This is a genomic window from Sphingosinicella humi (assembly GCF_003129465.1).
Taxonomy (GTDB): Bacteria; Pseudomonadota; Alphaproteobacteria; order Sphingomonadales; family Sphingomonadaceae; genus Allosphingosinicella; species Allosphingosinicella humi.
Genome location: NZ_QFFF01000001.1, coordinates 2,477,193 through 2,498,241 on the forward strand (window position 1 = coordinate 2,477,193; position 21,049 = coordinate 2,498,241).

Consider the following 21,049-nt stretch of genomic DNA (forward strand, 5'->3'; position numbering starts at 1 on the left):
TCTAAGCGCGGCCTATGAGCGAATTGTCGAAGACCTTCGATCCGGGCGCCATCGAGGCCCGCTGGTATCCCTATTGGGAAGAGAATGGCCTGTTCCGTCCCGAACGGCCGGAGGCGGAGCCCTGGACGATCGTCAATCCGCCGCCCAACGTCACCGGCTCGCTCCATATCGGCCACGCGCTGGACAACACCCTCCAGGACATCCTCACCCGCCACGCCCGCCTTCAAGGCAAGGACGCGCTGTGGGTGGTCGGCACCGACCATGCCGGCATCGCCACCCAGATGGTCGTCGAACGGAACCTCGAAGCCGAGGGCAAGCGCCGCGCCGACATGAGCCGCGAGGAATTCGTCGCGAAGGTCTGGGAGTGGAAGGAGGAGAGCGGCGGCCAGATCACCCGCCAGCTCCGCCGCCTCGGCTGTTCGATGGATTGGGCGAACGAGCGCTTCACCATGGACGAGGGCTTCTCCCGCGCCGTCCTCAAGGTGTTCGTCGATCTCTACCGCCAGGGCCTGCTTTATCGCGACAAGCGGCTGGTCAACTGGGACCCGAAATTCGGCACCGCCATATCCGACCTGGAGGTCGAGACGCGCGAGGTCCAGGGCAAGTTCTGGCACCTCAAATATCCGCTGGAGAACGGCAGCGGCTTCATCCACGTCGCCACCACGCGCCCCGAGACGATGCTCGCCGACATGGCCGTCGCGGTCCATCCGGAGGATGAGCGCTATACCGCCCTGATCGGCAAGAAGCTCAAGCATCCGATTACCGGCCGCCTCATCCCCATCGTCGCCGACGAACATGCCGATCCGGAGCTCGGCTCCGGCGCGGTGAAGATCACGCCGGGGCACGACTTCAACGATTTCGAGGTCGGCAAGCGCGCCGGCTTCAAACCTGTCGACATGCTCAACATGTTCGACGCCCAGGCCCGGGTCGTGCAGACGGCGGACGGGCTGATCCCGGAAGAGCTGCTCGGCCTCGATCGCTTCGACGCGCGCGACAAGGTCGTGGCGAGGCTGGAGGCGGAGGGCTTCCTCGAAAAGGTCGAGGACCGCGTCGTCCAGACCCCCTTCGGCGACCGCTCCGGCGCCGTCATCGAGCCCTGGCTCACCGACCAATGGTATGTCGACGCGGCGACCCTGGCGAAACCCGCCATCGCCGCCGTCCGCGACGACGACATTCGCGTGGTGCCCGAAACCTGGAAGAAGACCTGGTTCAACTGGCTGGAGAATATCCAGCCCTGGTGCGTCTCGCGCCAGCTTTGGTGGGGGCACCAGATTCCGGCCTGGTATGACCATGAAGGCAATGTCTTCGTCGCGGAAAGCGAAGAGGAGGCGAGAGCCGAGGCCGGCAACCGGCCGCTCCGCCGCGATCCCGACGTGCTCGACACCTGGTTCTCATCCGCCCTTTGGCCCTTCGCCACCCTCGGCTGGCCCGAGGAGACAGAGCTTCTGAAGCGCCATTATCCCAACGACATTCTCATCTCCGGCTTCGACATCATCTTCTTCTGGGATGCCCGCATGGCGATGCAGGGCTTCCAGTTCATGAAGGAGAAGCCCTGGAACACCCTCTACCTCCACGGCCTCGTCCGCGATGCCAAGGGGCAGAAAATGTCCAAGTCGAAGGGGAACACCGTCGATCCCCTCGGCCTCGTCGACAAATATGGCGCCGACGCGCTGCGCTTCACCCTCGCGGCGATGGAGAGCCAGGGCCGCGACATCAAATTGGATGAGAAGCGGGTCGAGGGCTATCGCAATTTCGCCACCAAGCTGTGGAACGCGGCGCGTTTCTGCCAGTCGAACGGCATCGGCACTTCGAAGGCGATCGAACCGCCTCGGGCCACGCTTCCGGTCAACCGCTGGATCGTCGGCGAGACGGTGAAGACCGTGCAGGCGCTCGACCTCGCCATGGCCGAACTCCGCTTCGACGAGAGCGCCAATACCATCTATCACTTCACCTGGGCGACCTTCTGCGACTGGTATCTGGAGTTGATCAAGCCGGTCTCGAGCGGAGACGAGAGGGGCCAGATCGACGAGGAGACTAGGGAAGTCGCCGCCTGGGTGCTCGATCAGATACTGGTCATGCTCCATCCGTTCATGCCCTTCATCACGGAGGAGCTGTGGCACGCGATGGGGGATCGGCCCTATCCGCTGATCCTCGCCAAATGGCCGATGCCGGATGCGCGCGCGCTAAACGCGGAGGCGGGGCCGGAGATCGATTGGCTGATCCGCCTCGTCAGCGGCATCCGCGCCACCCGCTCGGAGCTCAACGTGCCACCGAGTGCAAAGCTGGCGCTGCACGTTCGGGATGCCAACGCGGCGACGATCGAGCGCCTCGGGCGCCATGATGCGGCGATCAAGCGTCTGGCCCGGATCGAGACGATCAGCGGCGATGCCGCTCCTGCCGGCGGTGCGGCGCAGGTGATCGTCGATGAAGCCACCTTCGTCCTGCCGCTGGAAGGGGTGATCGACTTGGACGCCGAACGTTCCCGCCTCTCCAAGGCGTTGCAGGCGGCGGAGAAGGAGCGGGACTCACTCTCCGGACGCCTAAGCAATCCGAGTTTCGTCGAGCGCGCCAAGCCCGAGGCCGTCGAGAAGGCGAGGGCGGACCATGCCGAAAAAGCCTCGGACGCGGAGCGCTACGCGGCGGCTTTGGCGCGGTTGGGATAAGCCCGAGACTCGTTCGTCCCGAGCAAAGTCGAGGGGCGCTGGCACGGAGTCATCACACCCGCCCCTCGACTACGCTCGGGACGAACGGACTCAGCCGGCTGCCTCCTGCTCCTGCGGCACCACCACCTCGATCGCCTTGTGGGCGACCGCGACGGTGGCCGGCGTCTTCGCCAGCACCTCGCCGTCGATCGAGATCTTCATCCGGGGCTTGGTGTCGATGCGCAGCCGCTCGCCCCAGAATTCCTGCGTCGTGGCCTCGCGCGTCGGGAGTTTCCAATATTTGGCGAACCAGTCCCAGATCAGCCGTGCCTTGCTGCGGCCCATCACCACCTGGGCGACGATTTCGCCATTGTCGACCTCGGCCGTTTCGACCAGCTCGACGCCGCCATGGAAGCCGCCGTTGGCGAGGCGGACCTCGGTTGCCCAGAGGCTGTACGTCTCCCGCCCGTCGTCGATCGTCAGCTTGAACGGGCGGAACCTGACCAGGCACCAGGTCGCCCAGACGAGATAGCCTACCCGGCCGAGATATTTTTTGAGCTTGTGCGGGATGCCCTCGCCGATCAGCGGCGACAGGCCGATCGCCGCGCAATTAGCGAAATAATCGCCGTCGAGGACGCCAAGGTCGATCCGCCTCCGCCGGCCCGTGGCGATCGTCTCGATGGCGCCGTCGAGGTCCAGCGGGATGCCGAGGGTGCGGGCGAAGCTGTTGGCGGTGCCGAGCGGCAGCAGTGCGAAGACGCAGTCGCGGTCCACCACGTCGTCGACGGTGCAGGAAAGCGAGCCATCGCCGCCGCCCACGATCACCATCGGCGTGCCGCTCGCCACCGCCTTCCGCATCGTCGGGATCAAGTCCTTCGGCTTGCGCACGGGATAGACCGCGCTGAGCCGGATCCCGGCCGCCTCCAGCTTCTCCTTCGCTTCGCGCAGCAGCTCGCGGCCCTTGCGGGAATGGGCGTTGACCACCAGCACCGCCTCCTTGGGAACCGGCTTTCCACCCACAAGCGGGGACGCTACAGCCGCATCTGACATGAGCCTTGCTTCCTTTCCCGCCGTCCGCTTGCGCCGTTCGCGCGCCTTCGCCTGGTCTCGATCGATGGTCGCCGAGACCGTTCTAAACGCATCAGACCTCATCTGGCCCCTTTTCGTGACCGACGGGCAAGGCGTGGAGGAGCCCATAGCGACGCTCCCGGGCGTGTCGCGCTGGTCCATGGACCGGCTGGCGGAACGGGCGCGGGAGGCGAGGGACCTTGGCATTCCCTGCATAGCCCTGTTCCCGAACACGCCCCAGGACCTGCGCGACGAGAGGGGAAGCGAGGCGCTCAACCCGGACAACCTCATGTGCCGCGCGATCAAGGCCGTGAAGGACGCCGCGCCGGAAATCGGCGTCCTGACGGACGTGGCCCTCGATCCCTACACGGCGAGCGGCCATGACGGCGTCACGGACGCGGCCGGCTATGTGCAGAACGACGAAACCAGCGCGATCCTCGTCGAGCAGGCCTTGGTGCAGGCGCGCGCCGGGGCGGACATCGTCGCGCCGTCCGACATGATGGACGGCCGCGTCGGCGCCATCCGGGCGGCGCTGGAGCGCGAAGGCCATGTCAATGTCGCCATCATGGCCTATGCCGCCAAATATGCCTCGGCCTTCTACGGTCCTTTCCGTGACGCGGTCGGCTCGCGCGGCCTTCTGAAGGGCGACAAGAGGAGCTACCAGATGGACCCGGCCAATGCCGAGGAGGCGCTCCGCGAAGTGGCGCTCGATCTGACCGAGGGCGCCGACTATGTCATGGTGAAGCCGGGCCTGCCCTATCTCGACATCGTTCGGCGCGTGAAGGACCGGTTCGAAGTGCCTGTCTTTGCTTATCAAGTCTCGGGCGAATATGCGATGATCGAGGCTGCCGTCGCGGCCGGGGCGGGGGACCGCGACGCCCTCGTGCTGGAGACGCTCACCGCCTTCAAGCGAGCCGGCTGCTCCGGCATCCTCACCTATCACGCGGCGCATGCGGCGCGGCTGCTCAGCCATGGTTAACCTGGCCTTCACCATGTTCGGATAGGTGTGGGGGCCAGACGGGAGACCGGCACTGCATCAATCGGTAACCTCGGCCTCGAGCCAGGAACGGTTCGCAAAGCCGCTCTTCCTGGTGACGATCGTCACCGGTTCCTTTCTCCTCTTCCTCACCCAGCCGATGATCGGACGCATGGCCCTGCCGCGGCTCGGCGGAGCCCCGGCCGTGTGGAACAGCGCCATGCTGGTCTATCAGGCGCTGCTGCTCGGCGGCTACGCCTACGCCCACGGTATCGCCCGGCTCCCGCCGCGACGGCAGGCGGGCCTGCATCTCGCGCTCTTCGGAGCGGCGGCCTTGTGGCTCCCTATCGGCCTCAGCTCCGCTCTTCCCCCGGCCAATTTCGCTCCGGCCTTGTGGGTGCCCTGGTTCCTCATAGCCTCGATCGGGCCGCTCTTCTTCATCATTTCGGCCCAGGCGCCGCTGATGCAGCGCTGGTATGCGCTGGAGACCAGCCGGGGCGATCCCTATCCGCTCTACGCCGCCTCCAATCTGGGCAGCTTCGCCGGCCTCATCTCCTATCCGCTCATCGTCGAGCCGCTGCTCTCGCTGGAACAGCAGAGCCGGCTTTGGACGGCGGGTTTCATCCTTCTTCTTGCGCTCGTTATCGGCTGCGCCGTCACCGTTCCCCGGCACGCAGCCATTGCGAACGTCGGCGAACGCTCGCCCTCGCCGAGCGGGCGCCGCGTCCTCCACTGGATCGCCTTGGCGGCGGTGCCCTCCGGGCTGATGCTTTCCACGACGACGCATCTTACGACCGACATCGTCGCCATGCCGCTGCTCTGGGCGCTGCCGCTCGGCCTCTATCTGCTGAGCTTCTCCGTCGCCTTCGCCGCCCGGCGCGGGCCCGCGGACCTCGTTTCCGCCGTCGCGCCGTTCGTCATCCTCGGTGCCGGCGCCTTCGCCTTCGCCAGCGGCACCCAGCGCCCCATCTTCGCCGCCACTCTCGGGCTCGGCCTGCTGTTCGTGGTGGCGGTGACGCTGCATGCCCAGATGTATCGCTTGCGGCCCGACGTCGATCGGCTGACGGGCTTCTATCTCGCCATGTCGCTGGGCGGCGTCGTCGGCGGCGTCTTCTGCGCCCTGGCAGCGCCCATTCTGCTCGACTGGGCCTATGAGCACCCCCTGCTAATCGTCGCCGCCGCCCTGCTCATTCCGGCCCAAAGCTATATCTCGGCGGTCGACCGTCTCTGGTCCGATCCCGTTTGGGGCGGACGTCTCACAATGAGCCTTCCCCTCCTCGCGCTCCTCCTCTCGCTCGCCGGCATAGACGGGTTCGGGCTTCCCGATGCCGTTGCCTATGGTGCGAGCGGAATCATCGCTCTCCTCGCCCTGCTCAGCCTGGGAAGGCGATGGGTGTTCGCCGCGTGCCTGGCCGCGCTGATGTTGAGCTATGGCGGCTGGAACACCCTCCGGCTGACCGTCTCGGACGTGCGCACGCGCAGCTATTTCGGCGTCTATACCGTCGGCTCGGTCGAGGACGGCAACGCGACCATGCTGACGCACGGAACCACCCTGCACGGCATCCAGAGCCGGATACCGGGGGCGGAATTGGCACCGACCACCTATTATGTGCCCGGCTCTGGTGTTGCCCATGTCCTCTCCGTCGCACCCGAGCTCTTCGGAGCGGACGCTGACATCGGCATCGTCGGCCTGGGGACCGGGACGCTTGCCTGCTACGCCGAGCCCGGCCAGCGCTGGCGCTTCTTCGAGATCGATCCGGCCGTCGTCCGCATCGCCACCGAAAGCGGCTACTTCACCTATGTCGAAAATTGCGCGCCGCAGGCCGATATCGTCCTCGGCGATGCCCGGCTGACCCTCGAAGGCCTGGAGCCCGGCACGCTCGACATTCTCGCCGTCGACGCCTTTTCATCGGATTCGGTGCCGATCCACCTGCTGACGCGCGAGGCGTTCCAGGTCTACGCCCGCGCGCTGCAGCCGCGCGGCATTCTGCTCGTCCATATCTCGAACCGTTATCTTGATCTGGAGCCGGTCCTCGCCGCCGCTGCCCGGCGGGGTGGCTGGAAAGCCGCCTTGCTCGATTATCGGCCGGAAGACGACGCGAAGGATTATGCGACGGCCTCCGTCTGGGTCGCCATGGCGAAGGACCCAGAGGTCCTCGGCCGGATGATGGTCTCGAGCGGCAGCAACGGCCGTTGGCGAGATCTCGAATCGCAGCGCGGCTTCGCCGGCTGGAGCGACGATTATGCGAGCATCCTGCCGCTGATCGAAGGCTGGACCGAATGAGGCAAGGGGCGCTACTCCGCACGGCATGATCGAAACCGAGCGGCTCATCCTGAGGAACTGGCGCGAGGGCGACGCCGACCTCTTCCACCTCCACACCAACACGCCGGCCGTCATGCGATGGCTGGGCGGCGTCAAGAGCCGCGAGGCCTTGCGGGAGGTGTCGGAGCGGCTCGCCCGCTGGCAGGCGGAGCGGGGCTTCACCCTCTGGGTAGTGGAGCGAAAGGAGGACGGCGCCTTCCTCGGTTTCTGCGGCCTCAAGATCGCCGACGATCCGCACGGCTCCATCAAGGGCGAATATGAGGTCGGCTGGCGCTTTCGCGAGGATAGCTGGGGGCAGGGCTATGCGCGGGAAGCCGCGACGTCGTCGCTCGACCATGCCTTCGACCGGCTCGGCGCGGAGCGCGTCTACGCCATCACCTTCAACCAGAATGAGGCGAGCTGGGGACTGATGCGTAGGCTCGGCATGCGCCGCCGCGAGGATCTCGACTATGACGACCCGCGCTTCCCGGACCTCAACCCGACGATAATCTACGAGATCGAGAAGAAGGACTGGCGGCGGTGACGATCCTCCCTTTCGGCGGAAACGTCCCCCGCATCGATCCGTCCGCCTTCGTGGCGCCGGGCGCCCGGCTGATCGGCGACGTCGAGCTGGGGCCGGAGGCGAGCATCTGGTACAATTGCGTCGTTCGCGGCGACGTGAACCGAATCCGCATCGGCGCCCGCAGCAACGTCCAGGACGGCACCGTCATCCATTGCGATTCGCCCAAGCCCGGAGAACCGGACGGCCATCCCACCATCATCGGCGAGGAGGTGCTGATCGGCCATATGGCGATGGTCCACGGCTGCACCTTGCATGACCGGGCCTTCGTCGGGCTGGGCGCCATCGTCATGGACGGCTGCGAGATCGAAAGCGACGCCATGCTTGCCGCCGGCGCCATGCTGACGCCGGGCCGCCGCATCCCCAGCGGTCAGCTGTGGGCGGGCCGCCCGGCCAAATATGTGCGCGACCTGACGCCGGACCAGTTGGTCGGGATGCGCGCCGGCGTCGCCCATTATGTGGCGCTCGCCAGGGCCCACGCCGCTGACCTCAAAGGCCGCTGAGCGAAGCCTTCAGCGCCTCGAGCCGCTCCGTCTGCCGATCGGCGAGGCTCCGCACCTCCTCGGTCGCCCGGTCGAGGGCCTGCCGGTCGAGCGGGTTGGCCGGCCCGGCCGTTTCCTCCAGCGCGAGCGCCGTCAGTTCGGCCAGGGCCGTTGCCGTGGGGGTCCGCGCCATTTCCGCCTCCGAGAGCGCGATCTGGGCGGCGATCCAGGATTCCGATCCGGAGTCGCCCGCTCGCGACGCCGCCGTGTCCGCCGCCGCTAGAGCCTCGCCAAAGTCGCTGTTGCCTTGCCGCGCCGCCGCCAGCAGTTGATCGATTCGCGCCACCAGCGCAGGATCCGCAACTGTGGGTGCAGGGACAGGGGCTGAGGTGGCGGCTGCCTCGGCCGCTTCCGCACCCTCTATGCACGGCGGCAGCGGCGCACCGCTCAGCTCCCGTTCCACCGCGCGCGGGGCGAGCGAGGGGAATGGCCCCTGCGCCGCGCACCCGGCGATCAGGGCCGCGGCGGCGATCGTTGACAGGAGGCGCACCAAAACTCTCATACCCCCTCCCTATGCGCCCCACCTTTTGCGAGCAACGGGGTTGCACGCCCTGAATCTTCCCCCTATGTGCCAGCCCACCGCGCGCCCGTAGCTCAGCTGGATAGAGCACCAGACTACGAATCTGGGGGTCAGAGGTTCGAATCCTTTCGGGCGCGCCAACTCCTTCACCCCTCCTTCTCAGCGTAATCGGAACGACGCGGTGCCGTACTCGTTTTTCGAGTCACGCATTCGAGGGAGCGGCATGGATCGGGATCGGAAGAAGTCAGACTCGACGGATACCGATCCGGAGGCCGGCACGACGCTTGGTGAAGAGGAAGCCGCGGGCCACACCCTGCCGGAGAGCGAGCGCGACAGGGCGCGGACAGGGTCGCGGTCAGGAGGCGACGCCATCACCCGTCCGAGGACGATACCGCCGCCGGATTGAATGGAGGAAACTAAGGTCTTCCGACGTTAGTCCTTGCTCGCATGCTCCGGCTTTCCCTTGCGGCTGGTCGAGGCCATCTTTTCCAGCTCCTTTTCGCTCATCGATTCGACCATCGATTTCGATGCGCCCTTGAGCTTGCTCTTAGGCGTGTCGCCGCGCTTGGCGGACAGGGCGGCACCGGCGGCTTTCTGCTGGGCCTGAGACTTGGCGGGCATGATCGTGTCTCCTTTCCTGCGGAGGAACCCGCCGGAGAAGCGGGTTGTTCCGGGCGGAGGGCAGGGGCTATGGGCATGGGCGGCCTCATATTCGGGAAGAGACATGGACGAAGTGGAATGGTGGGAGTTCGACACGCCCGCGGAAATGGCGGAGCAGGTGGCGGGCGACGTCGCTTTCGTGGTCGAGAGCGCGATTGAAGCGCATGGCGGCGCGCGCATCGCGCTGACCGGCGGGCGAACGCCGGACGTCGTCTACGAGGCGCTGCTCAAGAAGGAGATCGACTGGTCCAAGGTCACGCTCCTTCCGACCGACGACCGGCTGGTGCCGCTCGGCGACCCGCTCAGCAACCATGCCAAGCTTCAGCACTTCTTCGGCAAGACGGGCGCCGAGATCGTCTCGCTGGTCGATGAGGCGGCGCTAGGGAACTACCAGGAGGCGGGCCGGCTCGGCGACGAGCGGCTGGCGCGGCTCGAATGGCCGCTCGACCTCGTCATGCTCGGCGTCGGCTCGGACGGCCACACCGCGTCGATCCTTCCCGGACCCGACTTCGACCGCGCCGTCGCCGGCCCCAGGGAGCGCCGCGTCGTCGGCGTCCATCCCGATCCCATGCCGGCCGACGCGCCGGTCGACCGCGTCACCCTGACCGCCGCCGCCATCGCTTCGGCCCGGGCGGTGATGGTCGTCCTCACCGGCGACGAAAAGCGCGCCGTTGTCGAGAAGGCGATCGAGGCGGGCCCGCTCTCCTCGACTCCGATTGGAAGAGTCGTCGCCGAGGTGGACGCCTCGATCGACATTTTCTGGAGCCGCTAGGGCTCCCGCGACAGATGTCATCCCGGCTTTCGCCGGGATGACAAGCGTCCGACCTAGACGAGCTCGCCTAGATCCAGCCGTTCGAGCAGCGCCGCGCGGGCCACTTCGATGCGTTCCCTGAAATCGGGATCGAGCAGGGTGGCGGGGACGACGCGCTCGGGCCAATGCTCGCGCACCACTTCGGCGATCGTGTCGAGCTTGGCCTTATCGACGATGAAACGCGGGTCCACCGTAGCGGGGTCGGCGACGACGCGGAGACGGAGGCAGGCGGGGCCGCCGCCATTGGCCATGGACTGGCGGACGTCGACGACGAAGAGCTTGCGGATGGGGCCGTTGCCGGCGACCATCTTCTCGAGCCAGGTCCAGACCGGCGGCGTGTCGCGTGCTTCTTCGGGCAGAATGAGGCCCATGCCGCCCTCGGGCAGGGTCACCAGCTGGGCGTTGAACAGGTAGGATTTGACGGCGTCGTCGAGGCTGACGGCGCTCGCCGGCACCTCGATGATCTCGACCTCGGCCAGCAGCCGCTTCAGCGAAGCGTAGAAGTCCGCCCGGTCCTCGAAAGCCTGTTCGTGGGCGAGGAGCACATTTTCGTTGGCGACGGCGACGACGTCATTGTGGAAGGCACCGGCGGCGATCGCCTCCTCCGACTGGGCGACGAACAGTGTCCGCTCGGGATCGAGTTGGTGGAGACGGGCGATGGCGCGGCTGGCCTCGACATGCTGGCGGGCTGGGAAAGCGCCGCCGCGCTTGCCGTAGACGAACACTTCGATGGCCTTGTCGCTATGGGAGGTCGAGAGGCGCATGTGGTTGGCCGCACCCTCGTCGCCAAAGGTAGGCGGCACCGGTTTGTGGACGTGGAAATGCTCGCCGTCGGCGAAGGCGAGGCGGAGCTGCGAGAGCGTGTCCGGCCATTCATGGCTGCGATGGGCCATGGTGCGCAGGTTCGCGACGGTAAGGTGGCAGCGGCCGTCCGCCGTATCGGGGGCCGGCGAGACGGTGGCGGCATTGGCGGCCCACATGGACGAGGCCGAGAAGGCGGCGGGGCGGATGGAATCCGGGGCGTCGTCGGCGGTGGTGCCGAGATCGCTCAGCCATTCGTGATTGGGGCGAGGGAGGGGGAGGAAAATGCCCTGGGCGAGACCGAGACGGACATTGTGCCGCATCTTCTCGATGCCTTGGAGCGCGGCGGCGCGCGGCTCGGAGACGTGGAGCGCGTTGGCGGCCGAGGCGAGGTTGCCGAGGCTGAGGCCGGCATAATTGTGGCTGGGGCCGATGATGCCGTCGAAGTTGATCTCGGCGAGCGCCATGTCAGCGCCCCATCGCCACTAGGCGGTCGCCCGGCCGGACTTCCAGCAGCTCGGCGGCGCTGGGGTCGATCGTCGCCTTGCCGTCATCGTCCAGGCCGACATTGCCGTAGCAGGCGCGGAAGTCCTTGAGGCGGCCGGCGGCGAGCATGACCGGCTCGCTGTCCCAATCCTCGTTCACGCCGGACAGCGTATATTCCTTCGACTCACGCACGGTGCGGATGTTGTCGGTCTCGCACGACACGGTCGGCCCGCCGTCGAAAATGTCGATATAGCCATCGAATTTGAAGCCTTCCCGCTCCAGCATCTTCATCGCGGCTCGGCCGGAAGGGTGGGGGACGCCCATCACCGCCCGGGCGCTCTCAGGCAGCATCGCCGTGTAGATCGGCGTCTTGGGCATGAGGTCGGCGATGAACTGGTTGCCGTGGGTGGCGTTGAACTCGTCGGCCTCCTGAAAGTTCATGCCGAAGAAGCGGCCGGCGATGGCGTCCCAGAAAGGCGAGCCGCCCGCCTCGTCGATCACGCCACGAAGCTCGGCCAGCACGCGGCTGCCGAATCTTTTGCGATGCTGCTTGACGAACAGATAGCGGCTGCGGGCGAGCAGCATGCCGAGGCCGCCGGCGCGCTCGCCGGGGTGGAGGAAGAGGCCGCCCACTTCGGATGAGCCCTCGAAGTCGGTGACGAGGGTCAGCATCTCGGCGCGGAAGGTCTTGCCGAGCGCCTTGGAGGTCTGGGTGAGGGTGCTGATGCGATAGGAGTAGAAGGGCCATTCGGTGCCGACCTGGCCGAACATCTGGCAGGTGCCGCGTATCTGGCCGGTCTCGACATTCTCCAGCACCATCACGAACAGGTCGTTGCCCTGCTCCTCGGCGTCGCTGGAGAAGGCCTCGTCGGAGCGGCTGAGCTTGGCGACCAGCGAGGCCTTGTCGGCGGGGAGGTTGGTGAAGCCCCCGCCGGTGAGCTTTGCCATCTCGTAGATGGCCCGGAAGTCGTCGTTGGTAGCGGGACGGATTCGAAAACTCACAAAGGGGCTCCGGAAGCGAGGCGAAGAATGGTGAGGGCGGAGAGCTGGGCGCGCTCGGCGAGGCTCTCGACGATCATATATTCGTCCGACGAGTGGATGGCGCCGCCGCGCACGCCCATCGTGTCGACGACGGGCACGCCGCAGGCCGCGATATTGTTGCCGTCGCAGACGCCGCCGGTGGCGCGCCAGCTTATGTCCTGGCCGAGATCGGCGCCGCAGCGCTTGACGAGGGCGAACAGCTTCTCGGCCTTCGGGTCGAGCGGCTTGGGCGGGCGGGCGAAGCCGCCATGGACGTGGACTTGCACATCATGTTCGGCGGCGACGGCGGCGACGGCCTCATCCAGCGCGGCCTGGGCGCGCTGCTGCTGCTCCGGTCCGATCGGGCGCATGTTGACCCGCAGCACAGCATGGTCCGGAACGACATTGTTGGGGCCGCCGCCGTCGATGCGGGCCGGATTGACGGAGAGGCCTTCGCCCTTGGCGCGGGCGAGGCGGAGGGTGAGGTCGGCGGCGGCGACGATGGCGTTGCGCCCGTCCTCCGGATTGCGTCCGGCATGGGCGCTGCGGCCCTGGATGAAGATCGAGAAATTGCCGCTTCCCGGCCGCGCCCCGGCGAGCGTGCCGTCGGGCAGCGCGGCCGGCTCGTAGGTGAGCGCCGCCGTCTTGCCCCGTGCCGCCTCGGCCAGCAACGCCGCCGAGCCGGGCGAGCCGACCTCCTCGTCGCTGTTGATGACGATCTCATAGCCGAGGTTGCGCGCCGCCTCGCTTGTCTCGACTGCCTTCAGCGCCGCCAGCATCACGGCGATGCCGCCCTTCATGTCGGCGACGCCGGGCCCGCCGAGCACCCTGTCCTTCTCGCGCCAGGTGACGTCCTGGAACGGGTGATCGACTCCGAACACGGTGTCCATGTGGCCGGTGAAGAGCAGCTGCACCGGCGCCTCGCGCCGCACCGTCACATGGAGGTTGCGGCCATGCGCTACCCGCTTCAGCGACCCGTCCGCCTGCATCGCCTCGACCGGCGAGGGCGCCTTCAGCGCCACCTCGCCCGGCAGCGCCGCGAATACATCTGCATAAATTGCCGCCATGGAGGCGAGGCCATCGAGGTTGCGCGAGCCGCTGTTGACCGCCGCCCAGGCCGTCACCTGATCCAGCATCGGCTCCCCCGCGGCCCGGTCCAGCACCGCGCGTTCGTCACTCGTCATGCCCTGCATATCGGGCGCCTTAGCCGATGATTGGCGACGGCGCCACACCAGCGCGGAGGCCTCTGTTGGAAAGTGAAACGGGTTCAGACCTGGGCGAGTGACTGCTTCGGACGGAAAGCGGGCATATGGCTCAGCTCAACACGCCTGTGTGATCGAGCAGGATGGCCGTGCCGATGGCGATGAGACCCACACCGCCAATCACTTCGACGACCGGTCCGAACTTCGCTCCGAACCTTCGACCGATCATCATGCCTGCCGTTGCGAGAACGAAGGTCGTGAGGCCGATCGCAAGAGCGACCGAGACGATGTTCACGCTCACCAGTGCCAGGGTGACCCCGACGGCAGCGGCGTCGATGCTGGTGGCAACGGCCGTCAGGATCAGCGTCAGGGTTCCACCGCCCGCAAGCCCGCCCTCCACGTCACCGTCCGCGACACCGAACCGGTCGATCGCCTCCAGCGCCATCTTGCCGCCGACGATGCAGAGGAGGGCGAATGCGACCCAGTGATCGACCGACGCGATATAGTTGCTCGCGGCCAGGCCGAATGCCCAACCGACCAGGGGGGTGAGAGTCTCGACCACGCCGAAGACAAGGCCGCCCTTGATCGCAGCGGACAGGCTCGGTTTTGTCGCGACGCCACGCGCCATCGCCGCCGCGCAAGCGTCGGCGGACATGCTGAAGGCCAATATGGCGATGGAGAAGGGAGACATTTCGAACTCCGCCGGGCGAACGACAGCACAGGCCGAGACGCCCGAACAGGCCTCGGTCTGCGCTGGTCTCGCTAGGTGGCGATCCACTCCCCGCGCCATGCGCCGAAGCGCAAGTGTGTTGACGCGGGGCCGACTTGGCGTCGGAAGCTACTCCCCAACGGCTGCGCCTCTAGGCGAAGCTTGCGGTCTCCGCAATGGGCCTAAAGCGGACATCCCCTTGCTGCCGGCAGCTTCCACACGCTTGAACTCCGCCCGGCGCGTCCCTAAAAAAGTCGGGCGGGCCGGGCCCCTCTGGCGATCGTCGTGATCGTGATGTCGGACCGCATCGGGTTGGCTCGATGCAGGTCCAGGGCGTTTCCTTCCCTGCCTCCCGCCGATCCCTTGTGACGACCAGCCGGCCGCGTGCCGGCCAGCAGGGAGCTCAAAGGCAGCATGGAAAGTCTACTCGCCCTTTTTTCCGATCCCGCCGTCTGGGCGGCGCTCGTCGCCCTGGTGGTGATGGAGATCGTGCTCGGCATCGACAATCTCATCTTCATCTCGATCCTGACCAACAAGCTGCCCGAGCATCAGCAGCAGAAGGCGCGCCGCGTCGGCATCGGCCTTGCGTTGTTCATGCGGCTGGCCTTGCTGTCGATGATCGCCTGGCTGGTGGGGTTGACCGAGCCGGTCATCGATCTCGGCTTCCAAGGGGCGCCGGGCCAATATGGCGAGCCGACGTTCGAGACGCAGTTTTCCTGGCGCGACCTGATCCTGATCGCCGGCGGCTTGTTCCTGGTGTGGAAGGCGACCAAGGAAATCCACCACAATGTCGATCCGCATCCCAATGACGACGTGTTCGATGTCGGACGGACGACGATGACGTTCGGCGCAACCATCGCCCAGATCCTGGTGCTGGACCTCGTCTTCTCGGTCGATTCGATCCTGACGGCGGTGGGCATGACGGAGCATCTGCCGGTGATGGTGATCGCGGTGGTCACGGCGGTGCTGGTGATGCTGCTTGCGGCCGATCCGATGGCGAACTTCATCAAGCGGAACCCGACGGTGGTGATGCTGGCGCTCGGGTTCCTGCTGATGATCGGCGCGGTGCTGATCGCCGACGGCTTCGGCGTGCATGTGCCCAAGGGCTATATCTATACGGCGATGGCTTTCTCGGCCGGGATCGAAGGGCTCAACATCTGGGCCCGGCGGAGGAAAGCGGCAGTGGAAACGAGCGGCTGAGGGGGCGTCATTGCGAGGAGCGTTGCGACGAAGCAATCCATTCGGGCGTCGGAGGCCGCACTGGATAGCTTCGCTGCGCTCGCAATGACGGTGAAGGGGGCTCAGGGCTGGTTGCCTTGAGATCCTACAGCCACGCCTCGAACGCCTTCAGCACATCCTCGTAGAGGGTCTTCTTGAACGGCACGATCATCGCCGGCAGCTCCTCGGGATCGGCCCATTTCCAGGCGCGGAACTCGGGATGCTCCGTCTCGATGTTCACGTCCTCGTCGCGGCCGGTGAAGCGGCAGAGGAACCAGGACTGGCGCTGGCCGCGCCACTGGCCCTGCCACATCTTGCCGACGAGGTCGTCGGGAAGGTCGTAGGTGAGTTCGACGGGGCAGCGGGCGAGGATTTCGACCTGGCTCGGCTTGATGCCGGTTTCCTCCTCCAGTTCCCTGAGAGCGCCGGCTTCCGGATCCTCGCCTTCGTCGAGACCGCCCTGAGGCATCTGCCAGGCTTCGAGAGTGCTATCGAGCCGCTGGGCGACGAAAACCTTGCCCTCAGGGTTGAGGAGCATCACGCCGGCGCCGGGGCGGTAGGGGAGGAAAGTCGGATCGGTCATCGGGTCCTCATTCTGGTTTTGGCTTTTGAGCAAATTACACCTGACTTCATCAACGTCATCCCGGCGGAAGCCGGAATCCAAGAACACCGTGGACCGAAGCTGACACGATGACACGCCGACCAGCCTCCGAGCGCTGTGTTCTGGGGTCCCGGCTTCCGCCGGGATGACTCAGGGGAAAGTGGCTCGACGCCATCGCCGACAAAAGGGTCGGGGCCACGGATTCTCCGTTTAAGAAACCTATCGCGCGCATTATCTTGGGGCTCTTAGGCGAACTCCCGTGGTCTCATCCATTGTCGCGGGCACGGACGCGAGCTAGGGGTCGCCTGAACGATTGCTTCGAAGGACTGACATGGCGACGGCCACCCATCTCGTAACGCCTGAAGACGCCCAGACGGCAGCGCCGCTCGAATCCGTCGTCGTGCGCTTTGCTGGCGATTCCGGCGACGGCATGCAGCTTACCGGCGGGCAGTTCACGCTCTCCACCGCGCTGGCCGGCAACGATCTCGCGACCTTCCCCGACTTCCCCGCCGAGATACGCGCGCCGCAGGGGACGACTTTCGGCGTCTCCGCCTTCCAGATCAATTTCGGCTCCGCGGCGATCGAGACGGCAGGCGATGCGCCGGACGTGCTGATCGCGATGAACCCAGCGGCGCTCAAGACCAATGTCGGCTCCTTGAAGCCCGGCGGACTCGTCATCGCCGACGAAGGCGAGTTCGGCGCGCGCAACCTCGCCAAGGCGGGCTATGAGAGCAATCCGCTCGAAGACGGCAGCCTCGCCAAGTGGCAGCTCATCCATTTCAACATCAGCCAGCTGACCCTCGACGCCGTGAAGCCCTTCGGCCTCGGCAACAAGGAAGCGCTGCGTTGCAAGAACATGTGGACCTTGGGTCTGGCGCTCTGGATGTTCGACCGCGAGCGCCAGCCCATCGAGGATTGGCTGACGGCGAAGTTCGCCAAGGCGCCGGAGCTTGCCGAGGCCAATATCGCGGCGCTCAACGCCGGCCATGCCTATGGCGAGACGGCGGAGATCGGGGGCCAGCTTCACCAGCAGCATCTCGATCCCGCGCCGGCCGAACCCGGCCTCTATCGCACCGTCACGGGCGCTGAGTCGCTGTCGCTTGGGCTGGTCGCCGGCGCCCAGTTGGCCGGGCTGCCGATGTTCTTCGGCGGCTATCCGATCACGCCGGCGAGCGCGATCCTGCACCATCTCTCCCGCCTCAAGGAATATGGCGTCACGACCTTCCAGGCGGAGGATGAGATCGCCGCTATCGGCAGCGCCATCGGCGCGAGCTTCGCCGGTTCGCTCGGGGTCACCTCTTCGTCCGGGCCTGGCATCGCGCTCAAGACCGAGGCGATGGGCCTCGCCATCATGACCGAACTGCCGCTGGTCATCGTCAATTCGCAGCGCGGCGGGCCTTCGACGGGGCTTCCCACCAAGACCGAGCAGTCGGACCTTTACCAGGCGGTCTATGGCCGCAACGGCGACGCGCCGATGCCGGTGATCGCCGCCCGCTCGCCCGCCGACGCCTTCGACTGCGCGATCGAGGCGGTGCGCATCGCCACCCAATATATGACGCCGGTGATGCTGCTCACCGACGGCTATATCGCCAATGCGGCCGAGCCCTGGAAGGTGCCGGACATGGGCGGCTACGAGCCGTTCCCGGTGCGCTTCCACGATGAGGCGCCGGCTGAAGGCGAGAGCGTAAACCCCTATGCCCGCGACGAAAAGCGTGCCCGCGTCTGGATCAAGCCGGGGACGCCGAGCCTGATGCACCGGATCGGCGGCATCGAGAAGAATGTCGGCACCGGCCATATCGACTATGCGCCCGAGAACCATCAGGCGATGACGGAGATGCGCGCGAACAAGGTGCTGGGCGTCGCCGACAGCATCGCGCCGCAGGACGTGTGCCTGGGCGAGCCGGGCGGCAAGCTCGTCGTCGTTGGGTGGGGGTCGACCTACGGTCCCATTCACCAGGCCGTGCGCCGGGCGCGGAGACGCGGCCTCGACGTCAGCCATGTCCATCTCCGCCACATCTGGCCGCTGCCGAAGAATCTGGGCGACCTTTTAAGGTCTTACGACCAGATCATCGTTCCAGAAATGAACACGGGGCAGCTGAAGACCCTGCTCCGCGACCAGTATCTGGTCGATGCCCGGCCGCTCAACAAGATCTCCGGCCAGCCCTTCAAGATTGCCGAGATCGAGGCCGCGATCGAGGAGGCGTTGTCGTGAAAGGAGGGTGGTTCTCCCTCATCGTTCGGGCTGAGCTTGTCGAAGCCCTTATCTTCTCCCGCCGCGGTCTGAAGAAGGAAGAATGGCCCTTCGACAGGCTCAGGGCGAACGGTTTTGTGGGAAAGGCCCTGTCATGACCCAACGCCCCATCACGCTCGTCATCCTGCTCATCCTCGTGCTGCTGCTTATCCTTTACCTGTGGGGCTGGATCTGACCCATGAATGAAATGACCAAATTGACCCCCAAGGATTTCGCCACCGACCAGGAGGTGCGCTGGTGCCCCGGCTGCGGCGACTATGCCGTGCTGAAGGCGGTGCAGCGGACCATGCCGGAGCTGGGCGTGAAGCCGGAGAACACGGTGTTCATTTCCGGCATCGGCTGCTCGTCGCGCTTTCCTTATTATATGGAGACCTACGGCTTCCACACGATCCACGGCCGCGCGCCGACGATCGCGACGGGGGTGAAGCTCGCCAATCCGGAGCTGGACGTGTGGATCATCACCGGCGACGGCGACGCGCTGTCGATCGGTGGCAATCACACCATGCATGTGCTCCGCCGCAACCTCGATTGCCAGATACTGCTTTTCAACAACGAGATTTATGGCCTTACGAAAGGCCAATATTCTCCGACGAGCCGGGTCGGTACCCGCTCGCCGTCGACGCCGTTCGGGTCCGTGGACCGTCCGGCGAACCCTTGTGCCTTTGCGCTCGGCTCGGCGGGCCGCTTCGTCGCGCGCGCGATCGACGTCAGCAAGCAACTGCCCGAGGTGCTGAAGGCGGCTCACGCCCATAGAGGCGCGGCCTTCGTCGAGATTTTCCAGAACTGCATCGTCTATAATGACGACGTCTTCGCGTCCTTCACCGCCAAGGAGAATGCGGGCAACCAGCTCTGGCTGAAGGCCGGGGAGCCGATGCTGTTTGCGAACGGCGCGAAGGGTATCACCCTCGACCGCGAGGCGCTGACCCTGAAGGTCGTCGACGTGGCGGACGGCGACTGGGAGGCCGCTGGCGTCCTCGTCCACGATCCGAAGAACAAGGCCGTCGCCCACATGCTGGTCGACATGCCGTTCGGCGCCTTCCCAATGGCGCTCGGCGTCATCTACGACGATCCCCGCCCGACGTTCGAGAGCGCCGTCGTCCAGCAGAATGCCGAGGCGAGCGCGGGCAAGGCGCCCGACCTCCAGGCGCTGGTCGGCAAGGGTCAGAGCTGGATGGTCACCAAGGAGCCGCACGCGATTTGATGCTCGTGAGGTTTCGTTCGTCCCGAGCGCAGTCGAGGGGCGGTGGCACGGACTCATCACAGACGCCCCTCGACTTCGCTCGGGACGAACGAGTCCCATTCTGTGAAACTGTTCCCTTGCCGAGGCGCGGAGCATGACCGAGCAGCCCAGAGGCCGCCATCTTGTCGCCGCCGATCGCGCCTTTGCGACCGGTGGAGGGTGCCTCGCACGGCTGTCCGGAGGTGGGTTTCACAAGGTCTTGAACCGGATCGACGCCGGTCTCCTCGAGGGCGGGATCGACGCGACGCTGCCGGACGGCAGCCATCGCATCCTCGGCGGCCGAAAGCCGGGGCCGATGCCGATTGTCCACGTCCATAGCTGGCGGGCGCTGGTGCGGCTGATGACCTCGGGTTCGGTCGGCTGGTACAAGGCCTGGGCCCTCGGCGAATGGTCGAGCCCCGATCCCGTGCCCCTGTTCGACCTGTTCATGCGCAACGGCGAGAGCCTGGGCGAAGTGGCCCGCGCCAAGGGGCTGTGGCGCTCGATCAACCGCGGCGCCCATTTCCTCCGCCGCAACAGCCGGGCGAGGGCGCGCGAGAACATCGCCTTCCACTACGACCTCGGCAACGATTTCTACCGCGCCTGGCTCGATGAGAGCATGACCTATTCCAGCGCTCTCTTCGCCGACGGGGACGATGGTCTTGAGGCGGCGCAGGCCCGGAAAATACGAGCGCTGCTTGACCGGCTCGATCTGAAGCCCGGCCAGCGCCTGCTCGAGATCGGCTGCGGCTGGGGCTCGCTCGCGGAGATCGCGGCACGGGACTACGGGGTCGATGTCGTCGGCCTCACCCTCTCCGAGGAGCAGAAGGCATATGCGGACCAACGCATCGCCGCCGCCGGCCTCTCCGATCGCGTCTCGATCGCGCTCACCGACTATCGCGACGTGGAAGGGGAATTCGACGCCGTCGCCAGCGTGGAGATGGTGGAGGCGGTCGGGCAGGCTTACTGGCCTGCCTATCTCCAGGCGATCGCCGGCGCGATGAAACCTGGAGGCAAGGCGGCGGTCCAGCTCATCTCGATCCGCGAGCCGCTGTTCGACGCCTATGCCGCCAGCGCCGACTTCATCCAGACCTACATTTTCCCCGGCGGCATGCTGATCAGCGAGCCGCGCTTTCGCGCGATGGCTGGCGAGGCGGGCCTAGACTGGCACGACCGGCACGACTTCGGCCTGGATTACGCGCGGACGCTCAAAATCTGGCGCGAACGCTACGAGGCCGCGGTGTCGGAACGACGCCTACCGGCCGGTTTCGACGAGGCGTTCCACAATCTCTGGCGCTACTATCTCATGTACTGCGAAGGCGGCTTCCGCGGCGGCGGCATCGACGTCGCGCAGGTGACGCTGGTGAAGGAATAACCGTTTCCGCTCGTCCCGAGCGAAGTCGAGGGGCGCGGGCAGGAACTCATCACACACGCCCCTCGA

General features: G+C 66.4%; 19 protein-coding genes, 1 tRNA gene and 1 riboswitch. Of the genes, 12 read left to right on the forward strand and 8 right to left on the reverse strand.

The annotated features are described in order from the left end of the window. Positions 1-14 precede the first annotated feature (14 nt). Positions 15-2,663, forward strand: a complete 2,649-nt coding sequence (locus DF286_RS12150) for a valine--tRNA ligase (RefSeq protein WP_109271680.1) — start codon at positions 15-17, stop codon at positions 2,661-2,663. 90 nt (positions 2,664-2,753) lie between these two features. On the opposite strand, the gene DF286_RS12155 is transcribed toward DF286_RS12150, so the two are convergent. Further along, positions 2,754-3,692, reverse strand: coding sequence for a diacylglycerol/lipid kinase family protein (locus DF286_RS12155; protein WP_170303960.1), 939 nt, complete (start codon positions 3,690-3,692; stop codon positions 2,754-2,756). On the opposite strand from DF286_RS12155, the gene hemB reads away from it, so the two are divergent. From hemB to DF286_RS12175, 4 genes are all read left to right on the forward strand, one after another. After that, positions 3,691-4,689 carry a porphobilinogen synthase gene (gene hemB, locus DF286_RS12160; protein ID WP_109271681.1) on the forward strand — a complete coding sequence of 333 codons (999 nt, stop codon included), beginning with the start codon at positions 3,691-3,693 and terminating at the stop codon, positions 4,687-4,689. The genes DF286_RS12155 and hemB overlap by 2 nt on opposite strands. A gap of 112 nt (positions 4,690-4,801) precedes the next feature. After that, the gene (locus DF286_RS12165; protein WP_341533239.1) at positions 4,802-6,970 is read left to right on the forward strand and encodes a fused MFS/spermidine synthase; all 2,169 of its coding nucleotides are present in this window, start codon (positions 4,802-4,804) and stop codon (positions 6,968-6,970) included. A gap of 25 nt (positions 6,971-6,995) precedes the next feature. Next, on the forward strand, positions 6,996-7,532 hold the full coding sequence (locus DF286_RS12170) for a GNAT family N-acetyltransferase (protein WP_109271682.1): 537 nt from the start codon (positions 6,996-6,998) through the stop codon (positions 7,530-7,532). Then, positions 7,520-8,071: a gamma carbonic anhydrase family protein gene (locus DF286_RS12175; protein ID WP_109271683.1), complete on the forward strand. Its 552-nt coding sequence runs from the start codon at positions 7,520-7,522 to the stop codon at positions 8,069-8,071. Before DF286_RS12170 ends, DF286_RS12175 begins: the two co-directional genes overlap by 13 nt. On the opposite strand, the gene DF286_RS12180 is transcribed toward DF286_RS12175, so the two are convergent. Then, a complete protein-coding gene (locus DF286_RS12180; protein ID WP_146193620.1) occupies positions 8,058-8,600 on the reverse strand; it encodes a hypothetical protein in 543 nt (180 codons plus the stop codon). The two genes, DF286_RS12175 and DF286_RS12180, sit on opposite strands and share 14 nt — an antisense overlap. 93 nt (positions 8,601-8,693) lie before the next feature. On the opposite strand from DF286_RS12180, the gene DF286_RS12185 reads away from it, so the two are divergent. Beyond that, positions 8,694-8,770: transfer RNA gene (locus tag DF286_RS12185), tRNA-Arg, on the forward strand. Positions 8,771-9,062: 292 nt separating this feature from the next. Here DF286_RS12185 and DF286_RS12190 read toward each other — a convergent pair. Next, positions 9,063-9,251: a DUF3008 family protein gene (locus DF286_RS12190; RefSeq protein ID WP_109271685.1), complete on the reverse strand. Its 189-nt coding sequence runs from the start codon at positions 9,249-9,251 to the stop codon at positions 9,063-9,065. A 103-nt stretch (positions 9,252-9,354) separates the two neighbouring features. On the opposite strand from DF286_RS12190, the gene pgl reads away from it, so the two are divergent. Beyond that, positions 9,355-10,062, forward strand: coding sequence for a 6-phosphogluconolactonase (gene pgl / locus DF286_RS12195; RefSeq protein ID WP_109271686.1), 708 nt, complete (start codon positions 9,355-9,357; stop codon positions 10,060-10,062). A gap of 53 nt (positions 10,063-10,115) precedes the next feature. Here pgl and DF286_RS12200 read toward each other — a convergent pair whose 3' ends face one another. From DF286_RS12200 to DF286_RS12215, 4 genes are all read right to left on the reverse strand, one after another. Beyond that, positions 10,116-11,369 carry an N-succinylarginine dihydrolase gene (locus tag DF286_RS12200; RefSeq protein ID WP_109271687.1) on the reverse strand — a complete coding sequence of 418 codons (1,254 nt, stop codon included), beginning with the start codon at positions 11,367-11,369 and terminating at the stop codon, positions 10,116-10,118. Position 11,370: 1 nt separating this feature from the next. After that, positions 11,371-12,390 (reverse strand): arginine N-succinyltransferase, encoded by a 1,020-nt coding sequence (locus DF286_RS12205; RefSeq protein ID WP_109271688.1) that lies wholly within the window; start codon positions 12,388-12,390, stop codon positions 11,371-11,373. Further along, positions 12,387-13,592 (reverse strand): hydrolase, encoded by a 1,206-nt coding sequence (locus DF286_RS12210; protein ID WP_109272168.1) that lies wholly within the window; start codon positions 13,590-13,592, stop codon positions 12,387-12,389. The genes DF286_RS12205 and DF286_RS12210 overlap by 4 nt, the downstream gene beginning before the upstream one ends. Before the next feature lie 130 nt (positions 13,593-13,722). Beyond that, positions 13,723-14,301 carry a manganese efflux pump MntP gene (locus DF286_RS12215; RefSeq protein WP_109271689.1) on the reverse strand — a complete coding sequence of 193 codons (579 nt, stop codon included), beginning with the start codon at positions 14,299-14,301 and terminating at the stop codon, positions 13,723-13,725. Further along, positions 14,300-14,475: riboswitch (yybP-ykoY riboswitch) on the reverse strand. (Overlaps the previous gene by 2 nt.) A 258-nt stretch (positions 14,476-14,733) precedes the next feature. Here DF286_RS12215 and DF286_RS12220 point away from each other — a divergent pair. Continuing rightward, positions 14,734-15,519 (forward strand): TerC family protein, encoded by a 786-nt coding sequence (locus DF286_RS12220; protein ID WP_109271690.1) that lies wholly within the window; start codon positions 14,734-14,736, stop codon positions 15,517-15,519. A gap of 124 nt (positions 15,520-15,643) precedes the next feature. Here DF286_RS12220 and DF286_RS12225 read toward each other — a convergent pair whose 3' ends face one another. Beyond that, complete coding sequence (locus tag DF286_RS12225) at positions 15,644-16,120, reverse strand: RNA pyrophosphohydrolase (protein ID WP_109271691.1); 477 nt, start codon at positions 16,118-16,120, stop codon at positions 15,644-15,646. Positions 16,121-16,469: 349 nt separating this feature from the next. Between DF286_RS12225 and DF286_RS12230 the strand changes: the two genes are divergently transcribed. From DF286_RS12230 to DF286_RS12240, 4 genes are all read left to right on the forward strand, one after another. Beyond that, positions 16,470-18,350 (forward strand): 2-oxoacid:acceptor oxidoreductase subunit alpha, encoded by a 1,881-nt coding sequence (locus DF286_RS12230; RefSeq protein WP_109271692.1) that lies wholly within the window; start codon positions 16,470-16,472, stop codon positions 18,348-18,350. Between the two features lie 82 nt (positions 18,351-18,432). After that, positions 18,433-18,564 (forward strand): hypothetical protein, encoded by a 132-nt coding sequence (locus DF286_RS15510; protein WP_279379361.1) that lies wholly within the window; start codon positions 18,433-18,435, stop codon positions 18,562-18,564. Between the two features lie 3 nt (positions 18,565-18,567). Continuing rightward, the gene (locus DF286_RS12235) at positions 18,568-19,590 is read left to right on the forward strand and encodes a 2-oxoacid:ferredoxin oxidoreductase subunit beta (RefSeq protein WP_109271693.1); all 1,023 of its coding nucleotides are present in this window, start codon (positions 18,568-18,570) and stop codon (positions 19,588-19,590) included. A 133-nt stretch (positions 19,591-19,723) separates the two neighbouring features. Then, the gene (locus tag DF286_RS12240; RefSeq protein WP_109271694.1) at positions 19,724-20,983 is read left to right on the forward strand and encodes an SAM-dependent methyltransferase; all 1,260 of its coding nucleotides are present in this window, start codon (positions 19,724-19,726) and stop codon (positions 20,981-20,983) included. Positions 20,984-21,049 lie beyond the last annotated feature (66 nt).

What these genes read in the sequence shown, in the direction of transcription:
- DF286_RS12150 (WP_109271680.1), top strand. Translation starts at nt 15, where the DNA reads ATGAGCGAATTGTCGAAGACCTTCGATCCGGGCGCCATCGAGGCCCGC.
- DF286_RS12215 (WP_109271689.1), bottom strand. Translation starts at nt 14,301, where the DNA reads ATGTCTCCCTTCTCCATCGCCATATTGGCCTTCAGCATGTCCGCCGAC.
- DF286_RS12240 (WP_109271694.1), top strand. Translation starts at nt 19,724, where the DNA reads ATGACCGAGCAGCCCAGAGGCCGCCATCTTGTCGCCGCCGATCGCGCC.
- DF286_RS12155 (WP_170303960.1), bottom strand. Translation starts at nt 3,692, where the DNA reads ATGTCAGATGCGGCTGTAGCGTCCCCGCTTGTGGGTGGAAAGCCGGTT.
- DF286_RS15510 (WP_279379361.1), top strand. Translation starts at nt 18,433, where the DNA reads ATGGCCCTTCGACAGGCTCAGGGCGAACGGTTTTGTGGGAAAGGCCCT.
- DF286_RS12220 (WP_109271690.1), top strand. Translation starts at nt 14,734, where the DNA reads ATGGAAAGTCTACTCGCCCTTTTTTCCGATCCCGCCGTCTGGGCGGCG.
- DF286_RS12225 (WP_109271691.1), bottom strand. Translation starts at nt 16,120, where the DNA reads ATGACCGATCCGACTTTCCTCCCCTACCGCCCCGGCGCCGGCGTGATG.
- DF286_RS12230 (WP_109271692.1), top strand. Translation starts at nt 16,470, where the DNA reads ATGGCGACGGCCACCCATCTCGTAACGCCTGAAGACGCCCAGACGGCA.
- DF286_RS12200 (WP_109271687.1), bottom strand. Translation starts at nt 11,369, where the DNA reads ATGGCGCTCGCCGAGATCAACTTCGACGGCATCATCGGCCCCAGCCAC.
- DF286_RS12190 (WP_109271685.1), bottom strand. Translation starts at nt 9,251, where the DNA reads ATGCCCGCCAAGTCTCAGGCCCAGCAGAAAGCCGCCGGTGCCGCCCTG.
- DF286_RS12170 (WP_109271682.1), top strand. Translation starts at nt 6,996, where the DNA reads ATGATCGAAACCGAGCGGCTCATCCTGAGGAACTGGCGCGAGGGCGAC.
- DF286_RS12210 (WP_109272168.1), bottom strand. Translation starts at nt 13,592, where the DNA reads ATGACGAGTGACGAACGCGCGGTGCTGGACCGGGCCGCGGGGGAGCCG.
- hemB (WP_109271681.1), top strand. Translation starts at nt 3,691, where the DNA reads ATGAGCCTTGCTTCCTTTCCCGCCGTCCGCTTGCGCCGTTCGCGCGCC.
- pgl (WP_109271686.1), top strand. Translation starts at nt 9,355, where the DNA reads ATGGACGAAGTGGAATGGTGGGAGTTCGACACGCCCGCGGAAATGGCG.
- DF286_RS12235 (WP_109271693.1), top strand. Translation starts at nt 18,568, where the DNA reads ATGAATGAAATGACCAAATTGACCCCCAAGGATTTCGCCACCGACCAG.